This is a genomic window from Aquilutibacter rugosus (assembly GCF_036541335.1).
Lineage (GTDB): Bacteria > Pseudomonadota > Gammaproteobacteria > Xanthomonadales > Xanthomonadaceae > Aquilutibacter > Aquilutibacter rugosus.
The window spans coordinates 860,872-885,839 of record NZ_JAZHBO010000001.1 but is presented as its reverse complement, the minus strand read 5'-3'; the positions used below and the strand labels follow the sequence as shown (position 1 = coordinate 885,839).

At 60.2% G+C, this 24,968-nt stretch carries 23 protein-coding genes; 10 read left to right on the top strand and 13 right to left on the bottom strand.

Translation table 11 applies throughout. The features are described 5' to 3' along the window. Positions 1-20: 20 nt before the first annotated feature. Complete coding sequence (gene pgeF, locus V3390_RS04170; protein ID WP_331703474.1) at positions 21-782, bottom strand: peptidoglycan editing factor PgeF; 762 nt, start codon at positions 780-782, stop codon at positions 21-23. 70 nt (positions 783-852) lie between these two features. Here pgeF and V3390_RS04165 point away from each other — a divergent pair, with 70 nt between their 5' ends. Together V3390_RS04165 and serA are read left to right on the top strand one after the other, a co-directional pair. After that, on the top strand, positions 853-1,518 hold the full coding sequence (locus V3390_RS04165; protein ID WP_331703473.1) for a haloacid dehalogenase-like hydrolase: 666 nt from the start codon (positions 853-855) through the stop codon (positions 1,516-1,518). After that, a complete protein-coding gene (serA, locus tag V3390_RS04160; protein ID WP_331703472.1) occupies positions 1,515-2,744 on the top strand; it encodes a phosphoglycerate dehydrogenase in 1,230 nt (409 codons plus the stop codon). Before V3390_RS04165 ends, serA begins: the two co-directional genes overlap by 4 nt. Before the next feature lie 61 nt (positions 2,745-2,805). Here the strand turns inward: serA and rluD are convergent, their stop codons facing one another. Then, the gene (gene rluD / locus V3390_RS04155; protein ID WP_331703471.1) at positions 2,806-3,771 is read right to left on the bottom strand and encodes a 23S rRNA pseudouridine(1911/1915/1917) synthase RluD; all 966 of its coding nucleotides are present in this window, start codon (positions 3,769-3,771) and stop codon (positions 2,806-2,808) included. A gap of 80 nt (positions 3,772-3,851) precedes the next feature. Here rluD and V3390_RS04150 point away from each other — a divergent pair, with 80 nt between their 5' ends. After that, positions 3,852-4,742 (top strand): outer membrane protein assembly factor BamD, encoded by an 891-nt coding sequence (locus V3390_RS04150; RefSeq protein WP_331703470.1) that lies wholly within the window; start codon positions 3,852-3,854, stop codon positions 4,740-4,742. 72 nt (positions 4,743-4,814) lie between these two features. On the opposite strand, the gene V3390_RS04145 is transcribed toward V3390_RS04150, so the two are convergent. The 4 genes from V3390_RS04145 to V3390_RS04130 form a co-directional block, all read right to left on the bottom strand. Beyond that, positions 4,815-5,666, bottom strand: a complete 852-nt coding sequence (locus V3390_RS04145) for an RsiV family protein (protein ID WP_331703469.1) — start codon at positions 5,664-5,666, stop codon at positions 4,815-4,817. Between the two features lie 71 nt (positions 5,667-5,737). Further along, the gene (locus V3390_RS04140) at positions 5,738-7,495 is read right to left on the bottom strand and encodes a hypothetical protein (RefSeq protein ID WP_331703468.1); all 1,758 of its coding nucleotides are present in this window, start codon (positions 7,493-7,495) and stop codon (positions 5,738-5,740) included. 9 nt (positions 7,496-7,504) lie between these two features. Further along, positions 7,505-9,139, bottom strand: coding sequence for an NAD+ synthase (locus V3390_RS04135; protein ID WP_331703467.1), 1,635 nt, complete (start codon positions 9,137-9,139; stop codon positions 7,505-7,507). Then, entirely contained in the window at positions 9,136-10,764 is a 1,629-nt protein-coding gene (locus V3390_RS04130; protein ID WP_331703466.1) for a histidine kinase, read from the bottom strand. The genes V3390_RS04135 and V3390_RS04130 overlap by 4 nt, the downstream gene beginning before the upstream one ends. Positions 10,765-10,938: 174 nt before the next feature. On the opposite strand from V3390_RS04130, the gene V3390_RS04125 reads away from it, so the two are divergent. After that, the gene (locus tag V3390_RS04125) at positions 10,939-11,547 is read left to right on the top strand and encodes a response regulator transcription factor (protein WP_331689101.1); all 609 of its coding nucleotides are present in this window, start codon (positions 10,939-10,941) and stop codon (positions 11,545-11,547) included. 48 nt (positions 11,548-11,595) lie between these two features. Beyond that, complete coding sequence (locus tag V3390_RS04120; RefSeq protein ID WP_331703465.1) at positions 11,596-12,585, top strand: LLM class flavin-dependent oxidoreductase; 990 nt, start codon at positions 11,596-11,598, stop codon at positions 12,583-12,585. Here V3390_RS04120 and V3390_RS04115 read toward each other — a convergent pair. The 3 genes from V3390_RS04115 to sucC form a co-directional block, all read right to left on the bottom strand. Then, entirely contained in the window at positions 12,582-12,932 is a 351-nt protein-coding gene (locus V3390_RS04115) for a hypothetical protein (protein ID WP_331703464.1), read from the bottom strand. The two genes, V3390_RS04120 and V3390_RS04115, sit on opposite strands and share 4 nt — an antisense overlap. 154 nt (positions 12,933-13,086) lie before the next feature. Then, positions 13,087-13,962: a succinate--CoA ligase subunit alpha gene (gene sucD / locus V3390_RS04110; RefSeq protein ID WP_331703463.1), complete on the bottom strand. Its 876-nt coding sequence runs from the start codon at positions 13,960-13,962 to the stop codon at positions 13,087-13,089. 18 nt (positions 13,963-13,980) lie between these two features. Then, positions 13,981-15,147: an ADP-forming succinate--CoA ligase subunit beta gene (gene sucC, locus V3390_RS04105; RefSeq protein ID WP_331703462.1), complete on the bottom strand. Its 1,167-nt coding sequence runs from the start codon at positions 15,145-15,147 to the stop codon at positions 13,981-13,983. A gap of 206 nt (positions 15,148-15,353) precedes the next feature. Between sucC and V3390_RS04100 the strand changes: the two genes are divergently transcribed. Genes V3390_RS04100 through V3390_RS04085 form a run of 4 tightly spaced genes read left to right on the top strand, consistent with a single transcriptional unit; the run spans position 15,354 to position 18,944 of the window. After that, on the top strand, positions 15,354-15,848 hold the full coding sequence (locus V3390_RS04100; RefSeq protein WP_331703461.1) for a pilin: 495 nt from the start codon (positions 15,354-15,356) through the stop codon (positions 15,846-15,848). Next, complete coding sequence (locus tag V3390_RS04095) at positions 15,848-16,921, top strand: GspE/PulE family protein (protein WP_331703460.1); 1,074 nt, start codon at positions 15,848-15,850, stop codon at positions 16,919-16,921. The genes V3390_RS04100 and V3390_RS04095 overlap by 1 nt, the downstream gene beginning before the upstream one ends. A gap of 3 nt (positions 16,922-16,924) precedes the next feature. After that, a complete protein-coding gene (locus tag V3390_RS04090) occupies positions 16,925-18,019 on the top strand; it encodes a type II secretion system F family protein (protein WP_331703459.1) in 1,095 nt (364 codons plus the stop codon). A gap of 52 nt (positions 18,020-18,071) precedes the next feature. After that, positions 18,072-18,944 (top strand): prepilin peptidase, encoded by an 873-nt coding sequence (locus V3390_RS04085; RefSeq protein ID WP_331703458.1) that lies wholly within the window; start codon positions 18,072-18,074, stop codon positions 18,942-18,944. Between the two features lies 1 nt (position 18,945). Here V3390_RS04085 and coaE read toward each other — a convergent pair whose 3' ends face one another. The 4 genes from coaE to V3390_RS04065 form a co-directional block, all read right to left on the bottom strand. Beyond that, a complete protein-coding gene (gene coaE / locus V3390_RS04080) occupies positions 18,946-19,560 on the bottom strand; it encodes a dephospho-CoA kinase (protein WP_331703457.1) in 615 nt (204 codons plus the stop codon). Continuing rightward, positions 19,560-20,531 carry a Nudix family hydrolase gene (locus tag V3390_RS04075; RefSeq protein WP_331703456.1) on the bottom strand — a complete coding sequence of 324 codons (972 nt, stop codon included), beginning with the start codon at positions 20,529-20,531 and terminating at the stop codon, positions 19,560-19,562. The genes coaE and V3390_RS04075 overlap by 1 nt, the downstream gene beginning before the upstream one ends. An 18-nt stretch (positions 20,532-20,549) precedes the next feature. Then, the gene (gene secA, locus V3390_RS04070; RefSeq protein ID WP_331703455.1) at positions 20,550-23,315 is read right to left on the bottom strand and encodes a preprotein translocase subunit SecA; all 2,766 of its coding nucleotides are present in this window, start codon (positions 23,313-23,315) and stop codon (positions 20,550-20,552) included. Positions 23,316-23,413: 98 nt separating this feature from the next. Continuing rightward, positions 23,414-24,235 (bottom strand): M23 family metallopeptidase, encoded by an 822-nt coding sequence (locus tag V3390_RS04065; protein ID WP_425493011.1) that lies wholly within the window; start codon positions 24,233-24,235, stop codon positions 23,414-23,416. 102 nt (positions 24,236-24,337) lie between these two features. On the opposite strand from V3390_RS04065, the gene V3390_RS10220 reads away from it, so the two are divergent. Further along, the gene (locus V3390_RS10220) at positions 24,338-24,793 is read left to right on the top strand and encodes a DciA family protein (RefSeq protein WP_406805124.1); all 456 of its coding nucleotides are present in this window, start codon (positions 24,338-24,340) and stop codon (positions 24,791-24,793) included. Positions 24,794-24,968 lie beyond the last annotated feature (175 nt).

The window sequence follows — 24,968 nt, the reverse complement described above, 5'->3', positions numbered from 1 at the left end:
TTGCCATCGTTGGCTAATTTTCAGGCGCAACGCCAAATCAGACTGGCCATACGGCCGGTGCGCTGATCTCGTCGGTGCGAATAGAAACGGTTCGCATCCGCGATTGTACACAAATCGCCTCCATGGATCTGATCCGCGCGGACGCCAAGCGTCGCCAAGCGCAGCCTTGCCAGCGCGTACAGGTCCACATACCAGTGATCATCGCGCGAGCATTTGAATGCCGACGCGGCCTTCCAGTCCTGACTGACAAAGGCATCAAACACGTCAACACCGATTTCGTAGTGTTGCGGACCCGCTGCCGGACCGAGCCACACCAGCAGATCCGAGGCCGGCACCTGCATCGCCTCAACCGTCCGTTCAATCACACCGGCCGCCAAGGAGCGCCAACCTGCGTGCGCGCCACCGACCACCGTGCCGTGACGATCGGTCAGCAACACCGGCAGGCAATCGGCGGTTTGAATTGAAATCACCAAGTTCGGTTCGCGCGTAAAGGCGGCATCTGCAGTGGGCAGATCGTTCAGCTGGTCCATTCGTTGCAGCTCAACCACCTCAATGCCGTGCACCTGTTTCAACCAGAACGGCGCACTCGGCAGCTTGGCTTGCACCTGCAGGCGTTCGCGATTGACCTGCACGGCCTGCGGGTCATCGCCGGTCGGGCTGGCGCAATTGCCCATGTTGAACCGATCAAACGGCGCAACGGACACGCCATCGCCATCGCGTGTGGTGGTCAGGGCATGCACGCCGGTCGGCGCGGGCCATTGGGCTGTGATCCATCCGCTCATGGGCATAGTGTAATGCCGCGGATTGCGCTTCCGTCACATCCAAAGCAACGCACGCCCTTACCATAGGGAGATGGAACGCACTCTGTTGTTTGATTTTGACAGCACCTGGACGCGGGTCGAGGCACTCGATCTGCTGGCAGAGCAATTGGCAGACGAAGGCCGTCTGAGCCGGGCCGCCGCGATCGAAATTGCACAGGTCACGGAGCTCGGCATGAGTGGCGCCATTGGTTTTGGCGAATCCCTGCGTCGGCGCATGGCCGTACTCGACATCGGGCTTGGCGACATCACCGCACTGGCCCAGACGCTCAAGGCGCAGGTCTCCGACTCCATCGTCGCCAACGCCGACTGGGTTCGTGCCAACGCCGCGCGCATCCGCATCGTCTCTAACGGTTTCGTCGAGTTTATTGCGCCAGTCGTAGCCGAACTCGGCATCGCCGAAGACCGGGTCGTTGCCAACCGCTTCCTGCTCGATACAGACGATCGCATCATCGGCGCGGATCCGGCCAGCCCCTTGGCTGCCGACAACGGCAAACCCATCGCTGTGCGTGCACTCAACCTAAAGGGCGACGTGTGGGCCATTGGCGATGGCTTTACCGATTACCAGATCAAACAAGGCGGCGCGGCCACCCAATTTGTCGCCTTTACCGAAAATGTTCGCCGTCAGCACGTCGTTGATCTGGCAGACTTTGAAGCTCCCTCTCTCGATGTCCTCATCGCACACGACACCAGGCCATGACCAAAGCACTTTCCTATCCCAAATCCCGCATGCGCATTCTGCTGCTGGAAAACGTGCACCCGGTGGCCGTCGAACTACTGCAGCAGCAGGGCTATCAGGTTGATGTCCGCAAGCAGGCCCTGAGCGAAGACGAACTCATCGCCGAGCTGGCCGATGTCTCGCTGCTGGGCATTCGGTCCAAGACGCAGGTGAGCCGACGCGTGCTGGAGCAGGCACCGCGCTTGCTCGCCATTGGCGCCTTCTGTATCGGTACCAATCAGATTGATTTACAGGCCGCAACCGAATTGGGCATTGCCGTGTTCAATGCGCCCTTTAGCAATACGCGCTCCGTCGTCGAGCTCGCGCTGGCAGAAATGATTCTGCTGATGCGCGGCATTCCGGACAAGAACCGGATGCTGCACGCCGGCCAATGGGACAAATCCGCCGCCGGCTCCCACGAGGTTCGCGGCAAGACACTGGGCCTGATCGGCTACGGCAGCATCGGTACACAGCTCTCGGTACTCGCCGAAGCCATGGGCATGCGCGTCCTGTTTTTCGACATTGCGGAGAAGCTCGCACTGGGCAATGCCGTTCAATGCCGATCCATGGCCGAAGTTCTGGCCAACGCCGATATCGTCTCGCTCCATGTGGATGGCCGTGCCTCCAACACCAATCTGATCGGTGCCGAACAGTTGCAGACCATGCGTAAGGGCGCCCTGCTGATCAACCTCAGCCGCGGCCACGTGGTGGATATCGAGGCCCTTCGCGACGCCGTCGAGACCGGCCAACTTGGCGGTTGCGCGGTTGATGTATTTCCCTATGAGCCGGCCAGCAACGATGAGCCGTTTGAATCGCCCTTACGTGGCCTGCGCAATACGCTGCTGACGCCGCATGTCGGCGGATCCACCGCCGAGGCGCAGGAAAACATCGGTCGTTTTGTCCCCGGGAAACTCAGCGATTTCGTGGACACGGGCGCGACACAGAACGCGGTCAATTTCCCCGAGATCATTCTGCCAACCTTGGCCGATGCGCATCGGGTCCTGCATATCCATCGCAATGTGCCGGGTATTCTGGCACGTATCAACAGTATCCTGGCCGAGCGCGGTGTGAATATCGTCGGGCAATATCTCAAAACCAACGACACCATCGGCTACGTGATTACCGATATCAACGCCGATTACGACGAAGGCGTGCTCGCCCAACTGCGCGCGCTCGAACACACGCTGCGCGTGCGGGTGCTGTATTAAGTCACACCGTTGAATGCGCTGCAGCGCTGCAATCCTGCAGCGTGCAGTCTCAACCTCAGTCTCAGTCTTCGTGCTGGCGGGTGTCGTCGCGCAGCACCGACAGGAGCTTGAGCATGTCGGCCGGCGGCGGCGCCTCGCAACGCACGGGTTCACCGCTGATCGGATGCGCAAACGACAGCACCTCGGCATGCAGTGCCTGACGACGGAAGCCACGCAACTGCTCGATCAGTTCGGGCGTGGCGCCGCGCGGCAATTTGAGCGGTCCGCTGTACAGCGGGTCGCCGATGATCGGATGCTTGATGTGCTGCATGTGCACGCGAATCTGATGCGTCCGCCCTGTCTCCAGGCGGCACTCCAGCAAGGTGTGATTGCGGAAACGCTCACGCAGTCGGTAATGGGTGATGGCATCGCGACCGTCATCGCGCACGGACTGACGGATACGGTCGCGCGGATGACGATCTATCGGCGCATCCACCGTGCCGCCACTGACCATGGCCCCGACTACCACGGCCAGGTACTGGCGATGCACATCGCGCGCCGACAGCATCTCGATCAGGCGCGTGTGCGCCGGCAGAGTCTTGGCGACCACCATGACACCCGAAGTGTCCTTATCTAACCGGTGCACGATGCCGGCGCGAGGCAGCTTATCCAGCGAGGCGTCGTGGTGCAGCAACGCATTCACCAGCGTGCCGCGCGGATTACCGGCGCCCGGATGCACCACCAGACCCGCCGGCTTGTTGAGCACCAGAATGTCTGCATCCTCGTACAGAATCTCCAGTTCCATGGCCTCGGGCTCGGAGTGCGTCTGCACCGTTTCGACCGCCGAAAGGGCGACCGACTCGCCACCACGGACCGGGTCACGCGGCCGGACCGTACGGCCATCGAGCGTGAGTTCACCCGATTTGATCCATGAGGCCAGCTTGGAGCGCGAATATTCGCCAAAGAGCATGGCGACAACGGCATCGAACCGCTGCCCGGCCAAGTTATCGGGGACAATGGCGGTGCGCTGAATGGTGGCTTGGGTCATGGTGTTCAGATCGGCAAAAGACGGGCTCAGGACTGGTATTATGGGCTTTCCGTGCTTTAAGCGCCGATTTCGACATCCAAATGACCAAATCCACCCAACCCCTGCGCCTGTTGGCAGTTGCCTTGCTGTCCGTCGCCGTCATGAGCGGCTGCTCTACCATCAAGAACCGCTTTAGCAAGGGCGAATCCGACATCAACGAGGGCGTCGCAATCGGCACCTTGTACGAGCGCGGCCACGGTCAAATGGTCAAGGGCCGTTGGGATCAGGCCGAAGAAACCTACAAGCGCCTCGTCGCGCAATACCCGTACGGCCCTGAGGCCGAACAGGCTCAAATCGAAACGGCGTACGCTCAATACAAGGCTGGCAAGAACGAGGATGCGATCACCTCGATCGACCGCTTCATCCGCACTTACCCCACGCATCGCAGCATTGCTTACATGTACTACCTGCGCGGCCTGGTGAACTCCAACCGTGACACCGTGTTCCTGCGCAAAGTCTGGAATCTCGATGCTTCGCGTCGCGACCTGGCTACGCCCAATCAGGCCTTCAACGACTTCTCCATTGTCGTCAATAACTATCCGAACTCGCCGTACGCTGACGATGCGCGCGCCCGTATGGGCATCCTGCGCGATCTGTTTGCGCGTCACGAGCTCGATGTCGGCCTGTACTATCTGCGTCGCGGGGCTTATGTCTCGGCCGTCTCGCGCGCTCGCGCCCTGCTCGACACCTATCCGCAAAGCCAGTTCGCTGACGATGCAGTGGCTCTGATGGCTGCCGCCTATAAGGGACTTGGCAACACCGCTTTGTACGATGGCGCCATGGGGCAGCTCAAGCAAACCAACCCGACCCACCCTTACCTGAGCGGCCGTTGGCCTGACTTCCCGGGTTCGCTGCGCAAGCTCAACCCGTTCGCCGGCGAAAAATCGCCGGTCGATTCCGTGGCACTGCCGCCACCACCGCTAAATAAGTAAGCCGCCATCACTGCTTGAGTGAGTGGCGGCCCGCTTGCCGTTCTAAAGACCCGCGCTCCGTGCGCGGGTTTTTTATGGCAGGTATTCAGGTTTGATGACACCGCTCAGTTGGGCATAAGGAATCACAAAGTTCTGCGCACCGGCGGCATAGTACGAAACGTCATACGGATCGTAATGGAAGTGCATGCCGTCTTCAGCAAACCGGTACTTTTTGCTGACAAACAACGGAAAGTCCTTGCGATATTGCGCCAGCTGCTGATCGTTCGTCGGGTTCAACCTTTTGATCATGGCCCCGTAGGGCGCGTCGAGCAACTTGAGCAACCGAGCCTCTGCGTTGGGCAGAGTGACATCGGCTAGCTCAACCCGGCGTTTCTGCACGGGATCCAGCACGATGGGTTCCACCGTGCTCATGCCATGCGCACCGCCGGTGAACGTATAGGTAGCAATCTCAAACTGCTGCAGCTGCTTGTGCGCACCAAGGTACTTGGGCTCCAATTTGACTGCATAGGCCATCCCGGGTCGATCCTTGGAATCCGCCGTAGAAGCGGCAACGATCGCATCAACACTGGCCTGCAATGGCGCACTGACCGTTGCTGCGTCCTGCTCAGGACTGGCTACCGAGCCAACGATTGCGGCGATGCGCTGATCAAGCACGCTGTTGATCCACGGATCCGACGTCTTGAGCAACCGGATTTCAATTTGCGGACAGCTGTCCTTGCCGGACAGTTCTGCCGCTGCCGCACACGCGGGCAATTTCAAGTCAGCCTTCGCCGCCTGCACAGCGAAGCGATCGGCCGCCGATGTGGCAGCAGGCGTCGCGGCGGCTGTGGACTCCTTAGCCGCAGTCGCGGAAGGTGCAGCACCCGGTCCGCCGCAGGCGCTCACGGCCGCTGTGACACAGATGGCTAGCAATAGTCTTTTCATTTTGAATTGTTCCTGCAACGTCAAGAATGGATGAGAGTGGGATCCGCCCTTTAGACAGATCCAACAGACAGTCAGTTCAATTCAAATTCGAGATCATTCACCTTGACCCGTTGCCATGGATTCGGCACCAGTTCCACCTTGCCGGCCTCGAGTAATGGCAACAGCGGCACCGAGGAGCCGCCGGCACGCACGGGCACACTTAAAGAACCCATGTACTTGGCCTCGTCATGTTCCCATGTGTACACCGCAGGCATGGTCTGCAAGGCCCCCTCAAACAGCAAGGCTTCGGCCACGCCATCGCGATTGAGATCGAGCCAATAGACACGGCAAGGCTGCGCCGACCAGCAGGCCTGGAGCTTTCGGTGCTCCATATTGTCCGTCCCGGTCTGGCCCTGCAGCCACGCCCACAGTTGCGCTTGCTGCATCGAAGGATTGACCGACACTAGTTGCGGCGCGCCCTTCGTCATTTTGGCCGGTGGTTTGCTGCGCTCGCGAATAGTCGCCAACTGTGCCGGCAACAGTGTCCTGATCGATCGGTCAACGCTCGGATCCGATGCGGTTGCCGATTGCAGTCGGGTCGCTGCGCGTTCGCCCCAACGCCCGGTGCCGGAAATAAAGCCCAAATCCAGTGGCAATGGCTTGCCTGCGGGCGCCGACGGCATGGCGAGCGTACGTGCCGTTTGGCTGGAGGCCTGCAGCCGGAAGGCATCGCCTAACGGACTCGCCAGTACCACAATGCCAATCACCATCAGTACCGCCATCACGCGATTGGTCCCCGCGATGCCGGGCATCCAGTGGCTGTCGGCATTGCGACGCAGCGGCCACAATGAGATCGAATAGCCAATGGCATAGCCCAGAGCAATTAAGGCCACCAGAAAGCCCCAGGCGCGCTCAGCCGTCCATTGGTATTGCCCGATACGTAAGGACAAAGCCCAGATGGCGATCGCCGCGACCGGGATCAGCGCCAACCACATCCAACTCAGAATCAAACCCGGCACACGCGGATACGGACGTTCCTGCGAGCCATCCTGAAATGCAGCATTAGCAAACAGTACCGACAGCGCCACGGTGGCCAACATGGTCCAGGCCGCCGATGCCGATTTGAACAAGGTGCTTACGCCGGTAAACGGCAGACACACGGCCCATACCGTGGCAATTAAAAGGACCAAGGGCAGGAACCACTTGAGCAGACCCAGCAGCAACTTGCGCAAGCTGATGATCATGTCCTCGCGCTGCAGTCCCAGTGTCACCACACACGCAAACACGGTGGTGCTGGCAGGAATGGCAAACCACGATTGCTCGATCAGATCCTGCAGGGCGTCAATGCCGATCAGCTTGAACAGCTGCGCACCCGCAAACAGCACGCCCCAGAACAGGCCGGTCAGACCGACACCGAGACCGCACAGAATGGCATTACGCCAAGTGGTATCAAACAAATCCCGATACGCATGATGCGAAGGATTGGCCCGACGCCAATGCACCCACCAGTGCACCGACACAAACAGCAGCATCAGCGTGGGGAGCAGACCCTGCGGGAACCAGCTCCCCCAGGTGGTCGAATCAAAGACCCAGTGCGTATATTCCTGCAGCGCGACGCCAATCGCAGTCAGCGTGGCGACAATCAGCGCCCGCGGACGCGTAGTTAAACCCGGCACCTGTTCGGTGGCATATACAAGCAATGGGATCCCCGCCAGCAGATCGACCACTAACCGAATCGGCAAGCTGACATCACCTTGCAGATCGGCAGTACGCCAGATCGCGGCAAACACAACCCCCTGCACTAGCCCCATTAAGAGCAAATGCAGGCCATGATCACGCAGTCGAACCATGATCGCCCTCTAGCGATACCCGTTGGTTATAGGGTAGCGCCGTTCGCGACCGAACGCGCGGTGACTGACCTTGGGACCCGGAGCCGCCTGCTGCCGCTTCCACTCGCTGATGCGCACCAGATGCAACACACGCTGCACGGTTTCCGCCTGGAATCCGGCGGCGATGATCTCATCGGCATCCTGCTGCTGCTCCAGATGGCGCTGCAAGATGGCATCAAGCACGTCGTAAGGTGGCAGCGAGTCCTGATCCTTCTGGTTCTCGCGCAATTCGGCACTGGGCGGACGCTCGATGACACCGACCGGAATCACCGGTGCACCGGCACGCGCATTAAGCCACCGTGCCAGCTCAAACACCTCGGTCTTATAGACATCTTTGATCACGGCATAGCCGCCGCACATGTCGCCGTAAATCGTGCAGTAGCCTACCGCATACTCGGACTTATTGCCGGTCGTCAGCACCAGCCCGCCCATTTTGTTGCTCAATGCCATCAGCAACGCACCGCGAATCCGTGACTGCAGATTTTCCTCGGTGGTATCGACTGCATGCCCCTCAAACACCGGCGCCAATGTGTCCAGAAAACCCTGAAATGGCAGCTCCACCGGCAGCGTCATCAGACTCACGCCCAGGCGGTCACATTGCTCCTGCGCCAGATCGTTGGATAAATCCGCCGTATAGCGCGAAGGCATACGCACCGCCGTCACGTTTTCAGGCCCCAGTGCCTCGGCCGCAGCCACCAGCACCAGCGACGAATCAATGCCGCCGCTCAAACCCAACCAGACCTTTTTGAATCCGTTCTTGAGGCAGTAGTCACGCGTTCCGCGTACGATGGCGCGCCACATCAGCGACACAGCGCTTTCATCGGTTTCTTCGGGCCATTGCACCTGCGTGAACTTGCGCGTGCCCGCGTCGAAATCGGCCACCAGCAGCGCATCGGCAAACGATTCAGCAGCGGTGTGCACGGTGCCATCGCCATCGGCCAGAACGCTGGAGCCATCGAACACCAGCCCGTCCTGCCCGCCAACAACATTGAGATAAGCAATGCCCGCACCGCTCTCGGCGACGCGCGTGGCCAGCAGACGATCACGCTGAGCATGTTTGTCGCGCTCAAACGGCGAGGCATTGGGCACCAGCACCAGCTCCGCACCGGCCTGCACCGTGCTCGCCAACGGCTCGGCGTACCAGATGTCTTCGCAGATAATCAGGCCCACTTTGACGCCGTTTACATCGAACACACAGTCGCCACCATCGGGGTCGACCGCAAAATACCGCGCCTCATCAAACACCGTGTAATTAGGCAGGAAGCGCTTACGGTAGGTCGCCTCAACTCGGCCGTCGCGCAGTAGACTGGCGGCGTTGTACACCACACTGCCCGCCGTTTCCGGCCAGCCAATCACTACCGAGATACCGCTAACCTCAGCGGCGAGTTCCTGCACCGCCTGTTCACAGCGCCGCAGATAGCCGGGGCGGCCGTACAGATCCTCCGACACGTAGCCGCACAGTGCCATCTCGGGCAGTAGCAGCAGGTCCGCCTTGTGCACATCGCGCGCGGTGGCGATGAGATCACGGATCGTGGCGAGGTTACGGTCCAGCGCGCCGACATGAAAATCGGTCTGCGCCATGGCAATGCGAAGGGTCTGGCTCATTCAACTATTGTAGCCACTCCGCCTAGATCCTGGCGCAGCAGCAGGTGCATGCGCAGACCCGGATTCAGCTCACTCCAGTGCCAGACGCCGCCAATTGCCAGTAGGCGCTGCCGCAGATTGCGCAAGCCGTTACCCTGCGTGAGCATATGGACGCGCCCGACGCCGTTGTCGCGCACATCGGCAAATAACCACAGCTGACCGGAGCGCTCTGACAGGCGCAACCGTACCGAACACTCAGTCGCACCGGAGTGCCGGACGATGTTAGTCACGGCCTCCTGCACGATGCGGTACATCATCAGCTCTTGCGTATCCGCCAAATGGCTCAGCAGGCGCGCGTCGCCCTGCATTTCCGTAGTGAATTCGAGACCGGCCGCGTTGGCAACACCACGGACCGCGCCGCGGTCAATCGCCGCAAACAACCCGACTTCATCCAATACGGATGGACGCAGACGCTCCAACACACCTTGAATATTGTTGCGCATCTGATCGGTCAACGACTGCAGCGTGTCAAACGGTGGCATGCTGCCGTTCTGCTTGGCCACGCGCAAATACGCCTGCAAGGCCGTCAGACTCTGTCCAAACTCATCGTGCAACTCAAGAGCCAGTTCACGGCGCTCCCCGACCTCGACTTTCTGCGCGTTAAAGGCTGCCGACACCAGCTGACTTCTTAATTCCCGGTTGTCCTGTAACTCGCCCTCGAGCTGGATACGTTGTCCAACCAACTCATCGCGCGCTGTACCGAATAGCAGACCCATTACGCCGGCGACCGAGACAAAGGACTGAATGACTACGGTACTTTGCAAACCGCGATCATAGAGGGCCTCGACCTGCAAACCTACACTGACGATTGCCAGCGAGATGGCGGCGCCGCGCCAGCCATGACGGATGGCCATGACGACTACACCGACGAGCAACAGACGTCTTAGAATCTCTCCGCCATCACCGCCAATTGCCGATGCCGAGCTCAGCAAGACGGCTGTGATTGGAAACATCCACAGTACGGCCTCTGCAAGGACGTCGCTCAGTCCGTTGCGGTAGATGCGCTCGATCAGCATTGCCGCCAGAGGCGCCACCAGCATCACGCCGATAAAATGCCCGAAGAACACGCTGAACACGTGGGGCAACAGCGGATCATGGACGTAAAGAACATAAAAGGTATCTTTCAGCCCGCCTAATACCGCGGTGATCAGCGCAGCGACATGCAATTGCACCATCCCGACCGTTTCTCCCAGCTGATCAGGGCGGACTTTTCGGTACTGCAGGTAGAGCACGCCTAGCAGAGCACAAAGGATGTCCAACTGACCCAAAACGACAGTGACCCAATCGGCATTCAAGGTAACCCGCCAGGACAGAATGCCCGGCGGATAGTCATAGCCGTATTTGTGCGGAAAGAACGTCCAGTTGATCCAGGCCCCGTTCATTCTGGCCAATATGAAGGCGATCACCACCCAGACACGCAAGCGCCCGGCAAGTATCCACAGCATGGCAAACGCCAGGCCAATGTGCGGGAGCCAATTGGAATAGGTAATCTGGATCAGCAGCGGGTACACCACCATCACAAAAGCGATGATGGCCAGCGGCTCCAACCAAACCCGAGTCCGGCTCGGGGCAGTGGAATTCGTCACAGCGGATTTGCTGGCCCACACCGGCACGGGAAGCAAGTTCTTGTCCTGTCGTTAGCAAGGTCTAGGGGCCATCGTACTGCAGACCGCTCCAAAGCGACCAATGTGCGGCCATAGCGCTGCAATCCGAGACAAATTCTCTGCAAACTTTGGCACCTGCAGTGTCAGAATTGGCCCATGCATCGAATTGTTCTGATTGATGACCACCACATCGTTCGCGAGGGGTTTAAGTACCTGCTCGAGAACCATGACAACTTGTCCGTGGTTGGTGAGGCCGCAACGCCCGAAGAGGGTGTGCGGATCTGTCAGGCAATACAACCGGATCTAGTGATGCTGGATCTGAGTCTGGGCAACAACAGCAGTGGATTGGACCTGATCCCCAAACTGCTTGCCGTGTGCCCGGAATGCCGAATCGCCATCGTCAGCATGCACAACGATCCGGCGTTGGTGTCGCGCGCAATGAGCCAGGGGGCTTGGGGGTTCATCAGCAAGGCCGGAGCACCGGCCTCGCTGGTGAACGATCTTCAGCGCATCGCGTCCGGTGAACGGGTCGCGCCGCACGGCATATCAAACACGCCCACGCGGCGGGTGGATTTGTCCGAGCGGGAGCTGATCATTGTCAAAGGCATCATTGAGGAAAAAGTGCCCAAGGTCATTGCCTATGAGTTGGGCATCAGTGACAAAACGGTCTATCGCCAGCGCGCCAATCTGTTCGAAAAGCTCGGCGTTCGCAGCACCGCCGACTTGAAACGGTTGGCCAATGAACATGGCTGGCTGCTTAAGTAACGCGATCCGATCAGGCCGAATGCCACGCCGGTCGGCTATCCTAATCGCATGACCGCACTCTCTATTCTCGAACTGGCCCGCATCACGCAAGACACCGATGCCGCCGGAGCGCTTCACAATGCACGCGATCTGGCGTTGCTGGCCGAGCAAAGCGGGTATCGTCGCGTGTGGGTGGCCGAGCACCACAACATGGCGGGTATCGCCAGCGCCGCGACATCCATCGTGATTGCGCATATTGCCGCCGGCACCCATACGATCCGAGTAGGCGCGGGCGGCATCATGCTGCCCAGCCATGCGCCCTACATCATTGCTGAACAATTCGGCACATTGGAACGCCTATTCCCCGGCCGCATTGATCTGGGCCTGGGACGCGCACCCGGTACCGATCAGGTCGCCATTCGCGCCATGCGCAGGCCACCCGAGGCATCGGACCGGTTCCCGCAGGATGTGATCGAGCTGCAATCCTATTTCGCACCCGCCCTGCCCGACCAAAGTATCGTCGCAGTGCCTGCCGCCGGAACGCAGGTGCCGCTGTGGATTCTCGGCTCGAGCACCTATGGCGCCATGCTGGCCGCAGAACTCGGGCTGCCGTACGCATTTGCGTCGCACTTTGCCCCACAGATGCTGATGCAGGCACTCGAAATCTACCGCAGCCGCTTTAAGCCCTCTGCACAGTTGGCCAAGCCGTATGCCGTCGCAGGTATCAATGTCATCGCAGCAGACACCGATGCCGAGGCCACACGTTTAGCCACAACGCAGCAAATGTCGTTCACCGATTTAGTCAGTGGCCGTCGCGGTTTGAGCAAGCCACCCATTGATGACATCAACACGTACTGGACCGACGCCGGCAAGGCTCAGGCGCAGTCGATGCTGTCGCGCTCAATCTACGGCTCCGTCGCTACGGTCCGCGCCGAACTGCAGGCATTTGTCGCCGAGACCGGCGTAGATGAAGTGATGGTGGTATCCGACGTGTACGACCATCAGGCGCGCCGACGTTCAATTGCAGGCATCGCCGAAGCGATGGGCTTGAACGCTTAAGACTTGCGCTTGCTCAGGCGGCGCTTGTTGGCCATCGCGGTGTCGTAGACCGGCTTGAGCCCGGCGGCGGCGACATCGTTGAGATCACCCATGATCTTGCTCGGCGAGATGCTGCGGCCGGTTGTCACGCTCTGCATCACTTCGAGACTCCAGCGCCACGGCAAGGTCGCCATTTCGCTGTACATGCCAATCCACGAGGCCGTGAACGCCTGCGCCTTCTCGGCGATCATGCGCTCTGTTTCACGCTCCGACGGATTCAGCAGACGATGCGTCACGATGGCCGGCACGGCTACCGACAGTTCGCTCAACTGATTTTGCAGCTTGCGGGCGTTGCGGGGTGTTTTCATCCGCCTATTATGCAGCCCAATGACGATGCCAAACAGATAACGCCGGCGACAAACTCTGAATAGCCCCGCAAAAAAACCGGCCCCGCATTGCTGCAGGGCCGGCAAAAATTTTTGATTTTTGATTTCTCCGTGTGCGCCTGTAGGCGCAAACGAATTAGCCGTTCAGGCGCTTCGCAATGGCAGCACCCAGATCGCCTGGCGACTTGACCGTGGTCACACCGGCCTTTTCGAGAGCGGCGAACTTGCCTTCGGCCGTGCCCGAACCGCCGGATGCAATTGCACCGGCATGGCCCATGCGCTTGCCCTTAGGAGCGGAAGCACCGGCGATAAAACCGACAACCGGCTTGGTCACGTGCTTAGCGATGTATTCCGCAGCGGCCTCTTCAGCGCCACCGCCGATTTCGCCGACCATGATGATGCCTTCGGTTTGCGGATCGTCCTGGAACCACTTCAGCGCGTCGATAAAGTTGGTGCCGTTGATCGGGTCGCCGCCGATACCGATACAGGTGGACTGACCCAGACCGACATCGGTGGTTTGCTTGACGGCTTCGTAGGTCAGTGTGCCGGAACGCGACACGATACCGACCTTACCCGGCATGTGGATGTGACCCGGCATGATGCCGATCTTGCATTCGCCCGGAGTGATCACGCCGGGGCAGTTCGGACCGATCAGCACGGTGTCCGAATGCGACTTCAGCACGTTCTTGACGCGCAGCATGTCGAGGACCGGAATGCCTTCGGTGATGCAGACGATGACCTTGATGCCGGCAGCAGCGGCTTCGAGGATGGCGTCAGCGGCATACGGCGGCGGCACGAAGATAACCGAAGCATTGGCACCGGTTTCATTGACGGCGTCGGCGACCGTGTTGAACACGGGACGATCGAGGTGTTGCGTACCGCCCTTACCCGGGGTCACGCCGCCTACGACTTGCGTGCCGTATTCGATCATTTGCGTGGCGTGGAAGCTACCCTGCGAACCGGTGAAGCCCTGCACGATCACTTTGGTGTCTTTGTTAATCAGAACGCTCATGGATGTGTGCTCCGGTAATTAAGCGGCAGAGGCCGCGGCAACGGCTTTCTTGGCGCCGTCGTTGATGTCATCGGCCGGCGTGATGGCCAGACCCGAGTCGCGCAGCATGGCCTTGCCTTCTTCGACGTTGGTGCCTTCGAGACGGACAATGACCGGCACCTTGACACCGACTTCCTTGACGGCAGCGATGATGCCTTCGGCAATCATGTCGCAACGGACGATGCCGCCGAAGATGTTGACGAAGATGGCCTTGACCTTGTCGGACGACAGGATCAGCTTGAATGCTTCGGTGACCTTTTCCTTGTTGGCACCGCCGCCAACGTCCAGGAAGTTAGCCGGCGAACCGCCGTTGAGCGAGATCACGTCCATGGTGGCCATGGCCAGACCGGCGCCGTTGACCATGCAGCCGATGTTGCCGTCCATGGTCACGTAGTTCAGATCGTATTGCGAAGCCTTCACTTCGGTCGGATCTTCCTGACGCACGTCGCGCATTTCGACCAGATCCTTGTGACGGAACGATGCGTTGTCGTCCGAGTTGATCTTGCCGTCGAGCACAGCGAGGTTGCCGTCGGTCAGGATGGCCAGCGGGTTCAGTTCGACCAGCGCCAGATCCTTTTCGTTGAACAGCTTGTACAGGCCGGTCATGATCACCGACAGCTGGTTGGTTTGCTTGGCGTTGAGGCCCATTGCAAAGCCCAGGTCACGGCATTGGTACGCTTGCAGACCTTCGACGAAATCCACGTTCAAGGTGTGGATGGCTTCGGGCTTTTCCTGCGCGACCTGTTCAATGTCCATGCCGCCTTCGGCCGAAGCAATGAAGGTGATGGCGCGGCTATCGCGGTCGACCAGCACCGACAGGTACAGTTCCTTGTCGATGTCCGTGCCTTCGCAGACCAGCACGCTATCGATCGGCAGTTCAACGCCGGCGGTCTGGTACGTAGCCATCTTGGTGCCCAGCAGGGTCTTGGCAATGGCGTGCACTTCGTCATGGGACTTGGCGAGTTTGACGCCGCCGGCCTTACCGCGGCCACCCGCGTGAATTTGAGCCTTTACGACCCACAGGTCTCCGGGGATTTGCTTGGCTGCGGCAACTGCCTCATCCGGCGTGCGCGCGACGATGCCCTTGGGCACAGCGATTCCGTAGTCGGCAAAGAGTTGCTTTGCCTGGTATTCATGAAAGTTCATGGGCCACCAAAAAGTGAAGGGGAACCCGGGCACATTGCGACCGGGGCCCATTATTATCGCCGATCAGGCGAGTCATCTCAAACCTCGGGGTGAACGCATTTGGTCGCCGGCGGGGGCTATCCGGTCAGAAATTCGGCTATTTACGTGTTTTTGCCCTTTGACGAAGGCCATTGTGGGGCGTCATTCACCCACAACCGGAGCCTGCCATGTCCTCTCGTAAGCTACTTCCCCCCCGTCTGAGCCGCCGTCCAAGCGATCCGGAAGCCGGTTTCACCATGATCGAACTGATGGTTGTGATCGCCATCATTGCCCTGCTGGCCATGTTCGGCGTACCACAGTACTTAAATCAGACCCAGCGCACCAAGCTGACCGGCGCCCTCGCCGGCGCCGAAACCTACAAACTGGGCGTGGAGCGGTGCATCCAGGAAACCGGAGTGCTGACCGGCTGCAATGCCGGCACCGGTGAGATCCCGGCGGCGATTGCGGCTGGCAGTAACGGCGCCACCGTCCGCTACGTCGATCAGCTGGCCGTTGCCAACGGCGTGATCACCATGACCTCAACCGCCAAAGCGGTGGACAACAGCAACATGACCCTGGTCCTGACGCCGTCCTCCGGCACCGTGACCACAAACTGGGTAATGAGTGGCACCGGTTGCGCCGGCTCATCCAATCCGCGCGGCATTTCCTGCACGATCAACTGATGTTGCCGCCCGATTGGCTCGAGCTGACATTGTGGTCGGCCGTGGAGAGAGGGGCTTCGGATATCCATGTGGAGCCCTTCGCCGACCATGTCCGCGTGCGACTGCGGGTCGATGGCTTTCTGCTCGAGACGCAGCGGCTCGATGTCGCCGATGCCGCCCTGATTGCCACGCGGATCAAGGTCGCCGCGCAACTCGACATTGCCGAGCGGCATGTACCTCAGGACGGGCGGCTGACTTGGCAGTTCGGCCAGGCCTTCGTTGATTTCCGCGTCTCGGTCTTGCCCACCTTGCACGGCGAAAAGGCAGTGCTACGTCTGCAGGATCGTCTGGCCTCGAGTCTCGATCTGCCCGCGATCGGTCTGGAGCCGGAACAGGAGCTGTTGCTGCGGCGACATCTCGACATGCCGCACGGCCTGATTCTGGTCACCGGTCCCACCGGCTCCGGCAAGACCGTGACACTTTACGCCGCGCTGCAGTACCTCAATCGGATTCACCGCAATGTCTCCACCGTCGAGGATCCCATCGAACTGGCGATTGAAGGCATCAACCAGGTGGCGATGAATCCGCGGCGCGGTCTCAACTTTGCTACGGTCATGAAAGGGTTTCTGCGGCAGGATCCCGATGTTCTGATGGTCGGCGAGATTCGCGATCCCGAGACGGCGGACATCGCAGTCAAGGCGGCACAGACCGGTCACTTGGTATTGAGCACCCTGCACACCAACGATGCGCCGCAGGCGGTGCAACGACTCGCCAGTCTGGGAGTGCCGTTGCACGATCTGGCCGATTCGCTGTCCTTGGTAGTGGCACAGCGTCTGGTACGCCGTCTGCACAACTGCGGCGGCGGTTGTCGGCAGTGCAATCAGGGCTTTCGCGGGCGGGCCGGAATTTTTGAGCTATTGCCGCTGGCGGCAGCGGACCGTCCGGCCCTGCAGGCGCAACAGTTCTCGCTGGCCGCACTGCGCGAGCACATGCGTCGCTGCGGTCAGCCGAGCCTAAAAGAAAGCGGCGACACCAAAGTCGCTCAAGGGATCACTGTCAGCGCCGAAGTGATTCGTGTCTGTTTGGAGAACTGAGCAATGCAGTGGAATCCCGATACGCCTTTGACGGTGACCATGCCGGAGACAACCCCTAACCGCTCGCGGATTCGGTTGCCGGTCGAGGAGCTGACCCGCTGGCTGGAACAACTGGCAACCTTGCTGTCCGCAGGCATCTCCCTACCCGATTGCCTGCAGGCGCAACTGCGGGCGGCAACCGGTAAGCACTGGCCGCGATTGCTGACACACCTGCAGGAGCAGTTGGCGATGGGCTTGAGTCTGTCGGAGGCCATGGCCGAGCATCCGCGCGTATTCGATCCGTTTGCCTTGGCCCTGATCCGAACCGGTGAGCGAACCGGTCGCCTGGAGTTGGCCGTGCAACGCTTGGCTGATTCCTTGGAGGCGCGCCTGCGCATGCGACGTCAGTTGCAGCAGATCATGACGTATCCGCTAGTCGTCCTGGTGGTGTCCTTATTAATTAGCGGGTTTCTGCTGGGATTTGTGGTGCCGCAGTTTGCCGGTCTGTTCCGCGACTCGGGCTCGCAGCTGCCGTGGCTCACCGAGCAGCTGTTGCACGCCAGCGATTTATTGCGTTCGCATTGGCAATGGTTGCCGTTGGCGGTGGTGCCGGTGTTCTTTGTTCTACGGGCTGCCTTGCGCGCCGATCACGCACCGCTGCGTCGGGCGCTGGCCCGATTGCCGGTACTCGGTACGCTTTGGCGACAAATGGCAGCGGCCCGGTGGGCAACCACCTTGTCATTGACGACGCGAGTTGGCCTTCCCATTCTCGAAGGCCTGTCCCTCGCCGCCGACAACGCCGGCCACCCGGTGTTCTCGCAGCACCGTGCTGCCTGGCTGGAGGGTGTGCGCTCAGGCCGACGACTGGCCGAGGTGCTAGCCGAGGCGCCGCTACCCCCTTGGGCCTTGCAGATGATTGCAGCCGGACAGGAGTCGGGCGCACTCGATCGCATGCTGGAACGCTGCGCAGAGATTCTCAATGACGAGGTCGAGCGACGCGTTAAACGCCTGCAGACCCTGCTCGAGCCCGCGGTGATGCTGATCATCGGTGCAGTCGTCGGCGTGCTGCTGCTGGCCATGTACATGCCAATCTTTAGACTCGCCTCGACGTTCGGGTGAGCCCGGCGAACTTTGCGGTTATCCTGATCACTTCATGTACTGATCTGTATTCATGTCGTTTCTTGGCGAAAATCCCGACATTGCCTATCCGCTCACGGCTGCTTTCGGCCTGGTGATGGGTTCGTTTCTGAGCACCGTAGTCACGCGCCTGCCGGCTCGCATCGACTGGCGTAACCGTCGGCGTGCGTATGCCTTCCTCAACCAGTCCGATGTGTATGACCCGCCACCGCCCGATGTCCTGACCGGCCGCGCGCATTGTCCGCAATGCAAAGCCACGCTGGCCTGGCACGAGCGCATTCCGCTGGTCAGCTATGCGTTGTCAGGTGGCAAGTGTCGCCACTGCGGTCAGCCGATTGGCCTGATGTATCCCCTGCTCGAACTGCTGACCATGGTCCTGACCGTGTTCAGCGTGTGGCGCTTCGGATTCGGATGGCAGGGTTTCGGCGCCATGCTGTTCACCTGGTATCTGACAGCTGCCTCGCTGATTGATATAAGGCATGGGCTACTGCCCGACAAACTGACATTGCCGCTGATGTGGCTAGGGCTCGTCGCCTCGACTGACAACCTGTTCCTGGCGGCCAAGCCGGCCTTGCTGGGTGCCGTCGGCGGGTACGTGATTTTCTGGTTTGTCGGCGGGCTGTTCAAGCAGCTGCGCGGCAAGTCCGGCCTGGGTCGTGGCGACTACAAACTGCTGGCGGCTATCGGCGCGTGGGTCGGGGTGGGCATGTTGTTGCCGGTGATCTTTGCCAGCTCCGTGCTCGGCTTGCTGATCGGTGGCGCCGTTTGGGCACTCAAAGGCCGCAGTGCTGCGGACCCATTGCCGTTTGGTCCGTTTCTGGCCTTGGCGGGTCTGCTGATCTTTATGATCGGCCCGGAACAGATCCAGATCTGGCTGTGGAACTTGCGCTCGAGTCTGGGCGGTTAGTTTAAGCGGCGCCGGCCAGGCGCAGATACAAGGTGTGCAACTCAGCGATCGCGCTGTCGAGCTGCTCGAGCGTGCCTTCGTTGCGGACAATGTCATCGGCAATTGCCATGCGCGCGGCCGGTGTGGCTTGGGCGGCAATCATGTTGCGCGCGGTCTCGTCGGACATGGCATCACGTGTCATTAGTCGGCGCCATTGCGTCTCGGGCTCGACATCGACCAACAGTACCCGTTGCAGCCATGGATACGCCCGGCGGCCGCCAATTTCAGTGAGCAGCGGAATCGCCACCACCACATAGGGCGAAGTGGCCTGCTGCGCCTGCCCCAGCAACAGCTCGCGGATCCGCGGATGGGTAATGGACTCTAGAGTGGTGCGCGCCTGGGGGTCGGCAAACACCAGCGCCCGCATCGCCGCGCGATCGAGCGAACCGTCGGGCGTCAGGACCTTGGGGCCGAATGTCCTGGTGATTTCGGCCAGACCTTGGCTGCCGGGCGCTACGACATCGCGCGCGGCGAGATCCGCATCGGCCACCACAATGCCGCGTTTTTCAAAGGCTGCAGTGACCGCCGATTTACCCGAGGCGATCCCACCGGTCACGGCTACGGCGTAAGTGCTCATCAGTCCCATTCTCCGGCAAATCCGCGAATCCCAGCGATGCCCTGCGCGCCATGATAGCGGGCAGTGACGAGATCATCGGGTTGCAGACCGCCGAGCGCGTACAGCGGCAACGAGACGTGTTCACGCAAGCCGGCAAAACCATCCCACCCTAAGGGTGTGGCCGTCGGATGCGTCTGCGTCGCCAGCACCGGTGACAGCACGGCGAAATCGCACTGCAAACTCTGCGCACGTTCCAGATCCGCCAAGTGATGGCAGGAAACCGCCAGCGGCTGTTGTGACGAAATCGAAGGCCGCTCCGTCGCCTGATGCAACTGCACCGCACACCAATGCAGACCGAGTCCGAATTGCGCGGCCAGTTCGGTATCGCGATTGACCAGCAGCTGCACCTGCTGCGAGCCGAGTCGCTCCAGCAGGCGTTCAATCGCCAGCGCAAAGCGATCGCGCGGCGCCTGCGGCGAACGCAGTTGCACGCGACGGCCGGGTACTGCGCACAACGCCAACGCGCGCACGACCCAGCGTTCAATGGCAATCTCATCGAACGGGGCGTCTATATCGGGCGTGATGGCGTATTCGGCAGGCTGAGTCAGCGCGGCAACCACCGGCAGATCCGCATGGGGCATCGAATACTGCCGCAGCTTTTCAGGGGCGACCCAAGTGAGGGCCTGGCCCTCGCAGCCGCGAGCATGACCGGATCGAACGGTCACGTGCCGCACGTCCAGGGTCAGACGCTTGCTGGGGTACAGCTGCGGCACGCGAATCACCGGCGTGCCGACCTCAACTTCGAGACCGACCTCCTCGAGCAGTTCCCGTCGTAGAGCCTGCTCGGGCGATTCACCCGGTTCGATCTTGCCGCCGGGGAATTCCCATAGTCCGGCGAGCTCACTGTCCTCTTTGCGCCGCGTCAGCAGAATACGGCCGCGCGGGTCAGTGATGACGCCAGCAACGACTTGTATGGAACGAGGCGCTGTCATGACGGCAGGACGACTGGCTTAGCTCAAGGCACCGTGGCAGTGCTTGAACTTCTTGCCGCTACCGCACGGGCAAGCATCATTGCGACTGATGTTGGCAAAGCGCGGATCGGTCAGCGGATTGCCGCCGAAACCGGCCGCGCCGCTGCCTGCGAAACCGCCAGCCTGCATGGCCGCCGCTTCTTCATCTGCCGAATAGCCGCCCATGTCGTCATGACGGAAGGCCAGATTGCCGGCCGCAGCTGCAGCCATCTCGCGCTCCTGCTGCTCGGCAACGGCGATCTCTTCCTGCGATTGCAGGCGGATGCGCGACAGCGTAGAGATCACATCATGCTTGACCTTGTCCAGCAGGGCCGTGAACAGTTCAAACGCTTCGCGCTTGTACTCCTGCTTGGGCTGCTTTTGCGCATAACCGCGCAAGTGGATGCCCTGACGCAGGTAATCCATGCTGGCCAGATGTTCCTTCCAGTTCTGATCAAGCACGTTGAGCATGACGTGACGTTCGAGCATGCGCATGGTGTCCACGCCGTACTGCTCTTCGCGGGCGACGGCCTGGGCATTCATCTGGTCGACCACGTAGTCGGAGATGCCTTCGGCATCAATCTCGGCGTGACCGGCAACGTAGCCCGGCAGATCGAGTTCCAGATCAAAATCATCGGCAAGCTGCTTGCCCAGCGATTCAAGCTGCCACTGCGCATGCACGGAGTTGGTCGGTACGTATTCCTCGACAATGCCGCGAACCACATCTTCGCGGATACCGTCGATGTTGTCCTTGATATTGTCCGCCTCGAGCAGCTCGTTGCGCTGGGCGTAGATTACCTTGCGCTGATCGTTGTTGACGTCGTCGAAATCGAGCAGGTTCTTACGGATATCGAAGTTGTGCGCCTCGACCTTGCGTTGTGCGTTGGCGATTTGCTTGGTCACCATGCCGGATTCGATCACATCGTCTTCCTGCAGGCCCATACGCGACATCACGCGTTGCACCCAGTCCGATGCAAAGATGCGCATCAGATTGTCTTCGAGCGACAGATAGAAGCGCGATGAACCCGGGTCGCCCTGACGACCGGCACGGCCGCGCAGCTGGTTATCAATACGACGCGACTCGTGACGCTCAGTACCGACAATGTGCAGACCGCCCGCCGCCTTGACGGCATCGTGACGGACTTGCCATTCGGCCTTGAGACGTTCGCGGGTGGCATCGTCGACTTCGCCCTGCGCTTCGAGAGCGGCCAGTTCGGATTCGAGCGAACCGCCGAGCACGATATCGGTACCGCGACCGGCCATGTTGGTAGCAATGGTGATGGCACCCGGACGACCGGCTTGCGCCACAATCTGCGCTTCGCGTTCGTGCTGCTTGGCGTTGAGCACTTCGTGTTCGATACCGGCTTCTTTCAGCGCCTCGGACAGCAGTTCGGAGATTTCAATTGACGTGGTACCGACCAGCACCGGTTGACCCTTGGCATTGGCTTCCTTGATTTCGCGTGTCACTGCACGGAACTTGCCGTTGCGATTCAGGAACACGGCATCGGAATAGTCTTTACGCTGCACCGGACGGTGCGTCGGAATCACCACGACTTCAAGGCCGTAGATGCTCTGGAACTCGTAGGCTTCGGTATCGGCCGTACCGGTCATGCCGGCCAGCTTGTTGTACATGCGGAACAGATTCTGGAACGTGATCGAAGCGAGCGTCTGGTTTTCACGCTGTACCGGCACGCCTTCTTTCGCTTCGACGGCTTGGTGCAGACCCTCGGACCAGCGGCGGCCGGCCAGGGTGCGACCGGTGAATTCATCGACGATGATCACCTCGCCATCTACAACGATGTAGTCCACGTCACGCTGATAGATGCCGTGCGCACGCAGCGCCGCCATCAGATGGTGCACCACGGCCAGGTTGGCCTGCGAGTACAGACCGTCACTGTCGTCGGAGATGATGCCGGCCTCGAGCAGCAGTTGCTCGGCGTGTTCCTGGCCCTCTTCGGACAGGTGGACTTGCTTGGCTTTTTCATCAACCCAGTAATCGCCCGCCGCGTCTTCCTTTTCCTGACGGATCAGGTTCGGCACGATGCGGTTGACCTTGATATAGAGTTCCGGCGTGTCGTCGGTCGGGCCGGAAATAATCAGCGGGGTCCGCGCTTCGTCGATCAGGATCGAGTCCACTTCGTCGACGATGGCAAAATTGAGGCCGCGCTGGAAGCGATCTTCGCGAGACAGCGCCATGTTGTCGCGCAGATAGTCAAAGCCGAGTTCGTTATTGGTCGCGTAGGTAATGTCGGCGTTATACGCCTCGTGCTTGTCCTGATGCGGCATGCCCGGATAGACCACGCCAACCGTCAGACCGAGCCACGAATACAGCTTGCCCATCCATGCGCTGTCGCGGCGGGCCAGGTAATCATTGACGGTCACCACATGCACGCCGTCGCCGGTCAGTGCATTGAGATAGACAGGCAAGGTGCCGACCAGCGTCTTGCCCTCACCGGTACGCATTTCGGCGATCTTGCCCAAATGCAGCACCATGCCGCCGATCAGCTGCGTATCAAAGTGACGCATGCCCAGCACGCGCTTGGAGGCTTCACGGCAGACTGCAAATGCTTCGGGCAGAATTTTATCGAGCGATTCGCCTTTGGCGATGCGTTCTTTGAATTCGGGGGTCTTGGCCTTGAGCTCGTCATCAGAGAGGGCAACGAGGCCCGATTCGAGCGAGTTAATCTTAGTGACCGTCTTTTGCAGTTGGCGCAGCAGACGTTCGTTGCGGCTGCCGAAGACGCTGGTCAGCAGATTGTTGAGCATGGTGAATCCGATCCGTAGAGAAAGAAAAAGGGAGCGCGACGCGCCCCCTTTTCGGGAATGCAACTAGCTATTGTAACCTGCGGCCGCAGGTCCCGATTTCAAGACTGCGTAGGCTTCTTGTTCAGGAACGTCAGCGGATTGACCAGACGGCTGTCCTTGAACACTTCGAGATGGACGTGCGGACCTGTCGAGCGGCCCGTCGAACCGGCCTTGGCAATCTCCGTTCCGGCCGTCACGACCTGGCCGACTTTGGCCACCAGACGCGAGTTATGGGCGTAACGGGTGCGGTAGCCATTGGCATGCTCGACCTCAACGGTATTGCCGTAACCGCTGCGCCAACCGGCATAGCTCACCACGCCATCGGCCACGGTCATCACGCTATCACCGATATCGGCTTCGAAATCGATGCCTTTATGGAATTGACGGCCACCGCGAATCGGATCGCCGCGCGTACCGAAGGCCGAGGTCACATAGGTATTGAGCAGCGGCACGGCCAGCGTGGCCTTGACGATGCTGGTGGTCTTGCTGACGATGTTACCCAGCAGACCCAGCGCCTGACCGCCTTGTTTGACGTTGGCCTGCAGTGTGGCCAAGTTGGCCTGCAGCTGTTCGGCCGGCATGTCGCCGTCGGTCGTCGCATCCGGATCACCACCACCCTGACCCACCGGCTTGGTGAAGTCAAAACGCGAATCGCGGATCTTATTGTTCTTGACCAGCTGCGCACCGAGTGCGTTGACGCGGTTCATTTCGGCCTGAACCTGGCTGACTTGCAGCGCCAACTGATTGACTTGCTGTTGCGATGCGCGGACCTGAGCCTGAGCTTGAGCCTGCATGGCGAGGGCATCTTGACGGGCTTTGGCCGTCAGACCCCAGCCACCGAGACCGCCGAGAACCAGTGCTACGACGACCAGTACGGCCATCACGGCGATCTGCCGGCGCGACTGCGAGCCCTTTGTTTGCAATGTGGCGGTACTGTCCGCACACTGTGTTTGAATTTCAGATTGAATCAAAACCGCTTTCCTGTGACAAACCGTCGCTCCACCACATCAGGCTTTACTCCCGTCAGCGACATCGTTGAGCGCTCCGGGGATTCCCTGTTGCATCGAGCCCGGTGGCTCGAAACGGTGAACCGGCGATTATTGGCATTACTCCCGCCGGCACTGCGCGATCACGTGCGGATCGCTAATGTGCAGGACGAGATCCTGGTCCTCCAGGTCGAGTCGCCCGCGTGGAGCGCAAAGATGCGCTTCCATACACCGGCAATTCTCGACGCGGCCCGACAAGTCGGGCTCCATGTCAGTCAGGTGCGACTAAAAATCGCCCCCCCCCCCGTGCCTCCCGGCCAGGTCAATCCGACATCGACTCCGTGGCCACCCCAAGTCCGCCGCGACATCATGCGCGCGTTAGGACTAAGTGAAGACCCCGAATCGGAGAGCAATCATCCTAGCCCGTCAAAATCGGACATTGTTAATAAGTAGTTAAGATATTCAGGTTTTCGGCGCTCAGCCCCACCGTTGACGTGAAATTAATTTCACACTTGAACAATATGGCGCCCCGCGTATGGAGAGTTTTTCGCCTTTGCGCCTGAATATTGAACAATATCAACGAGTTAACTATTTCTTACTAAATGGGGACGGAGGGAATTAAGCCGCC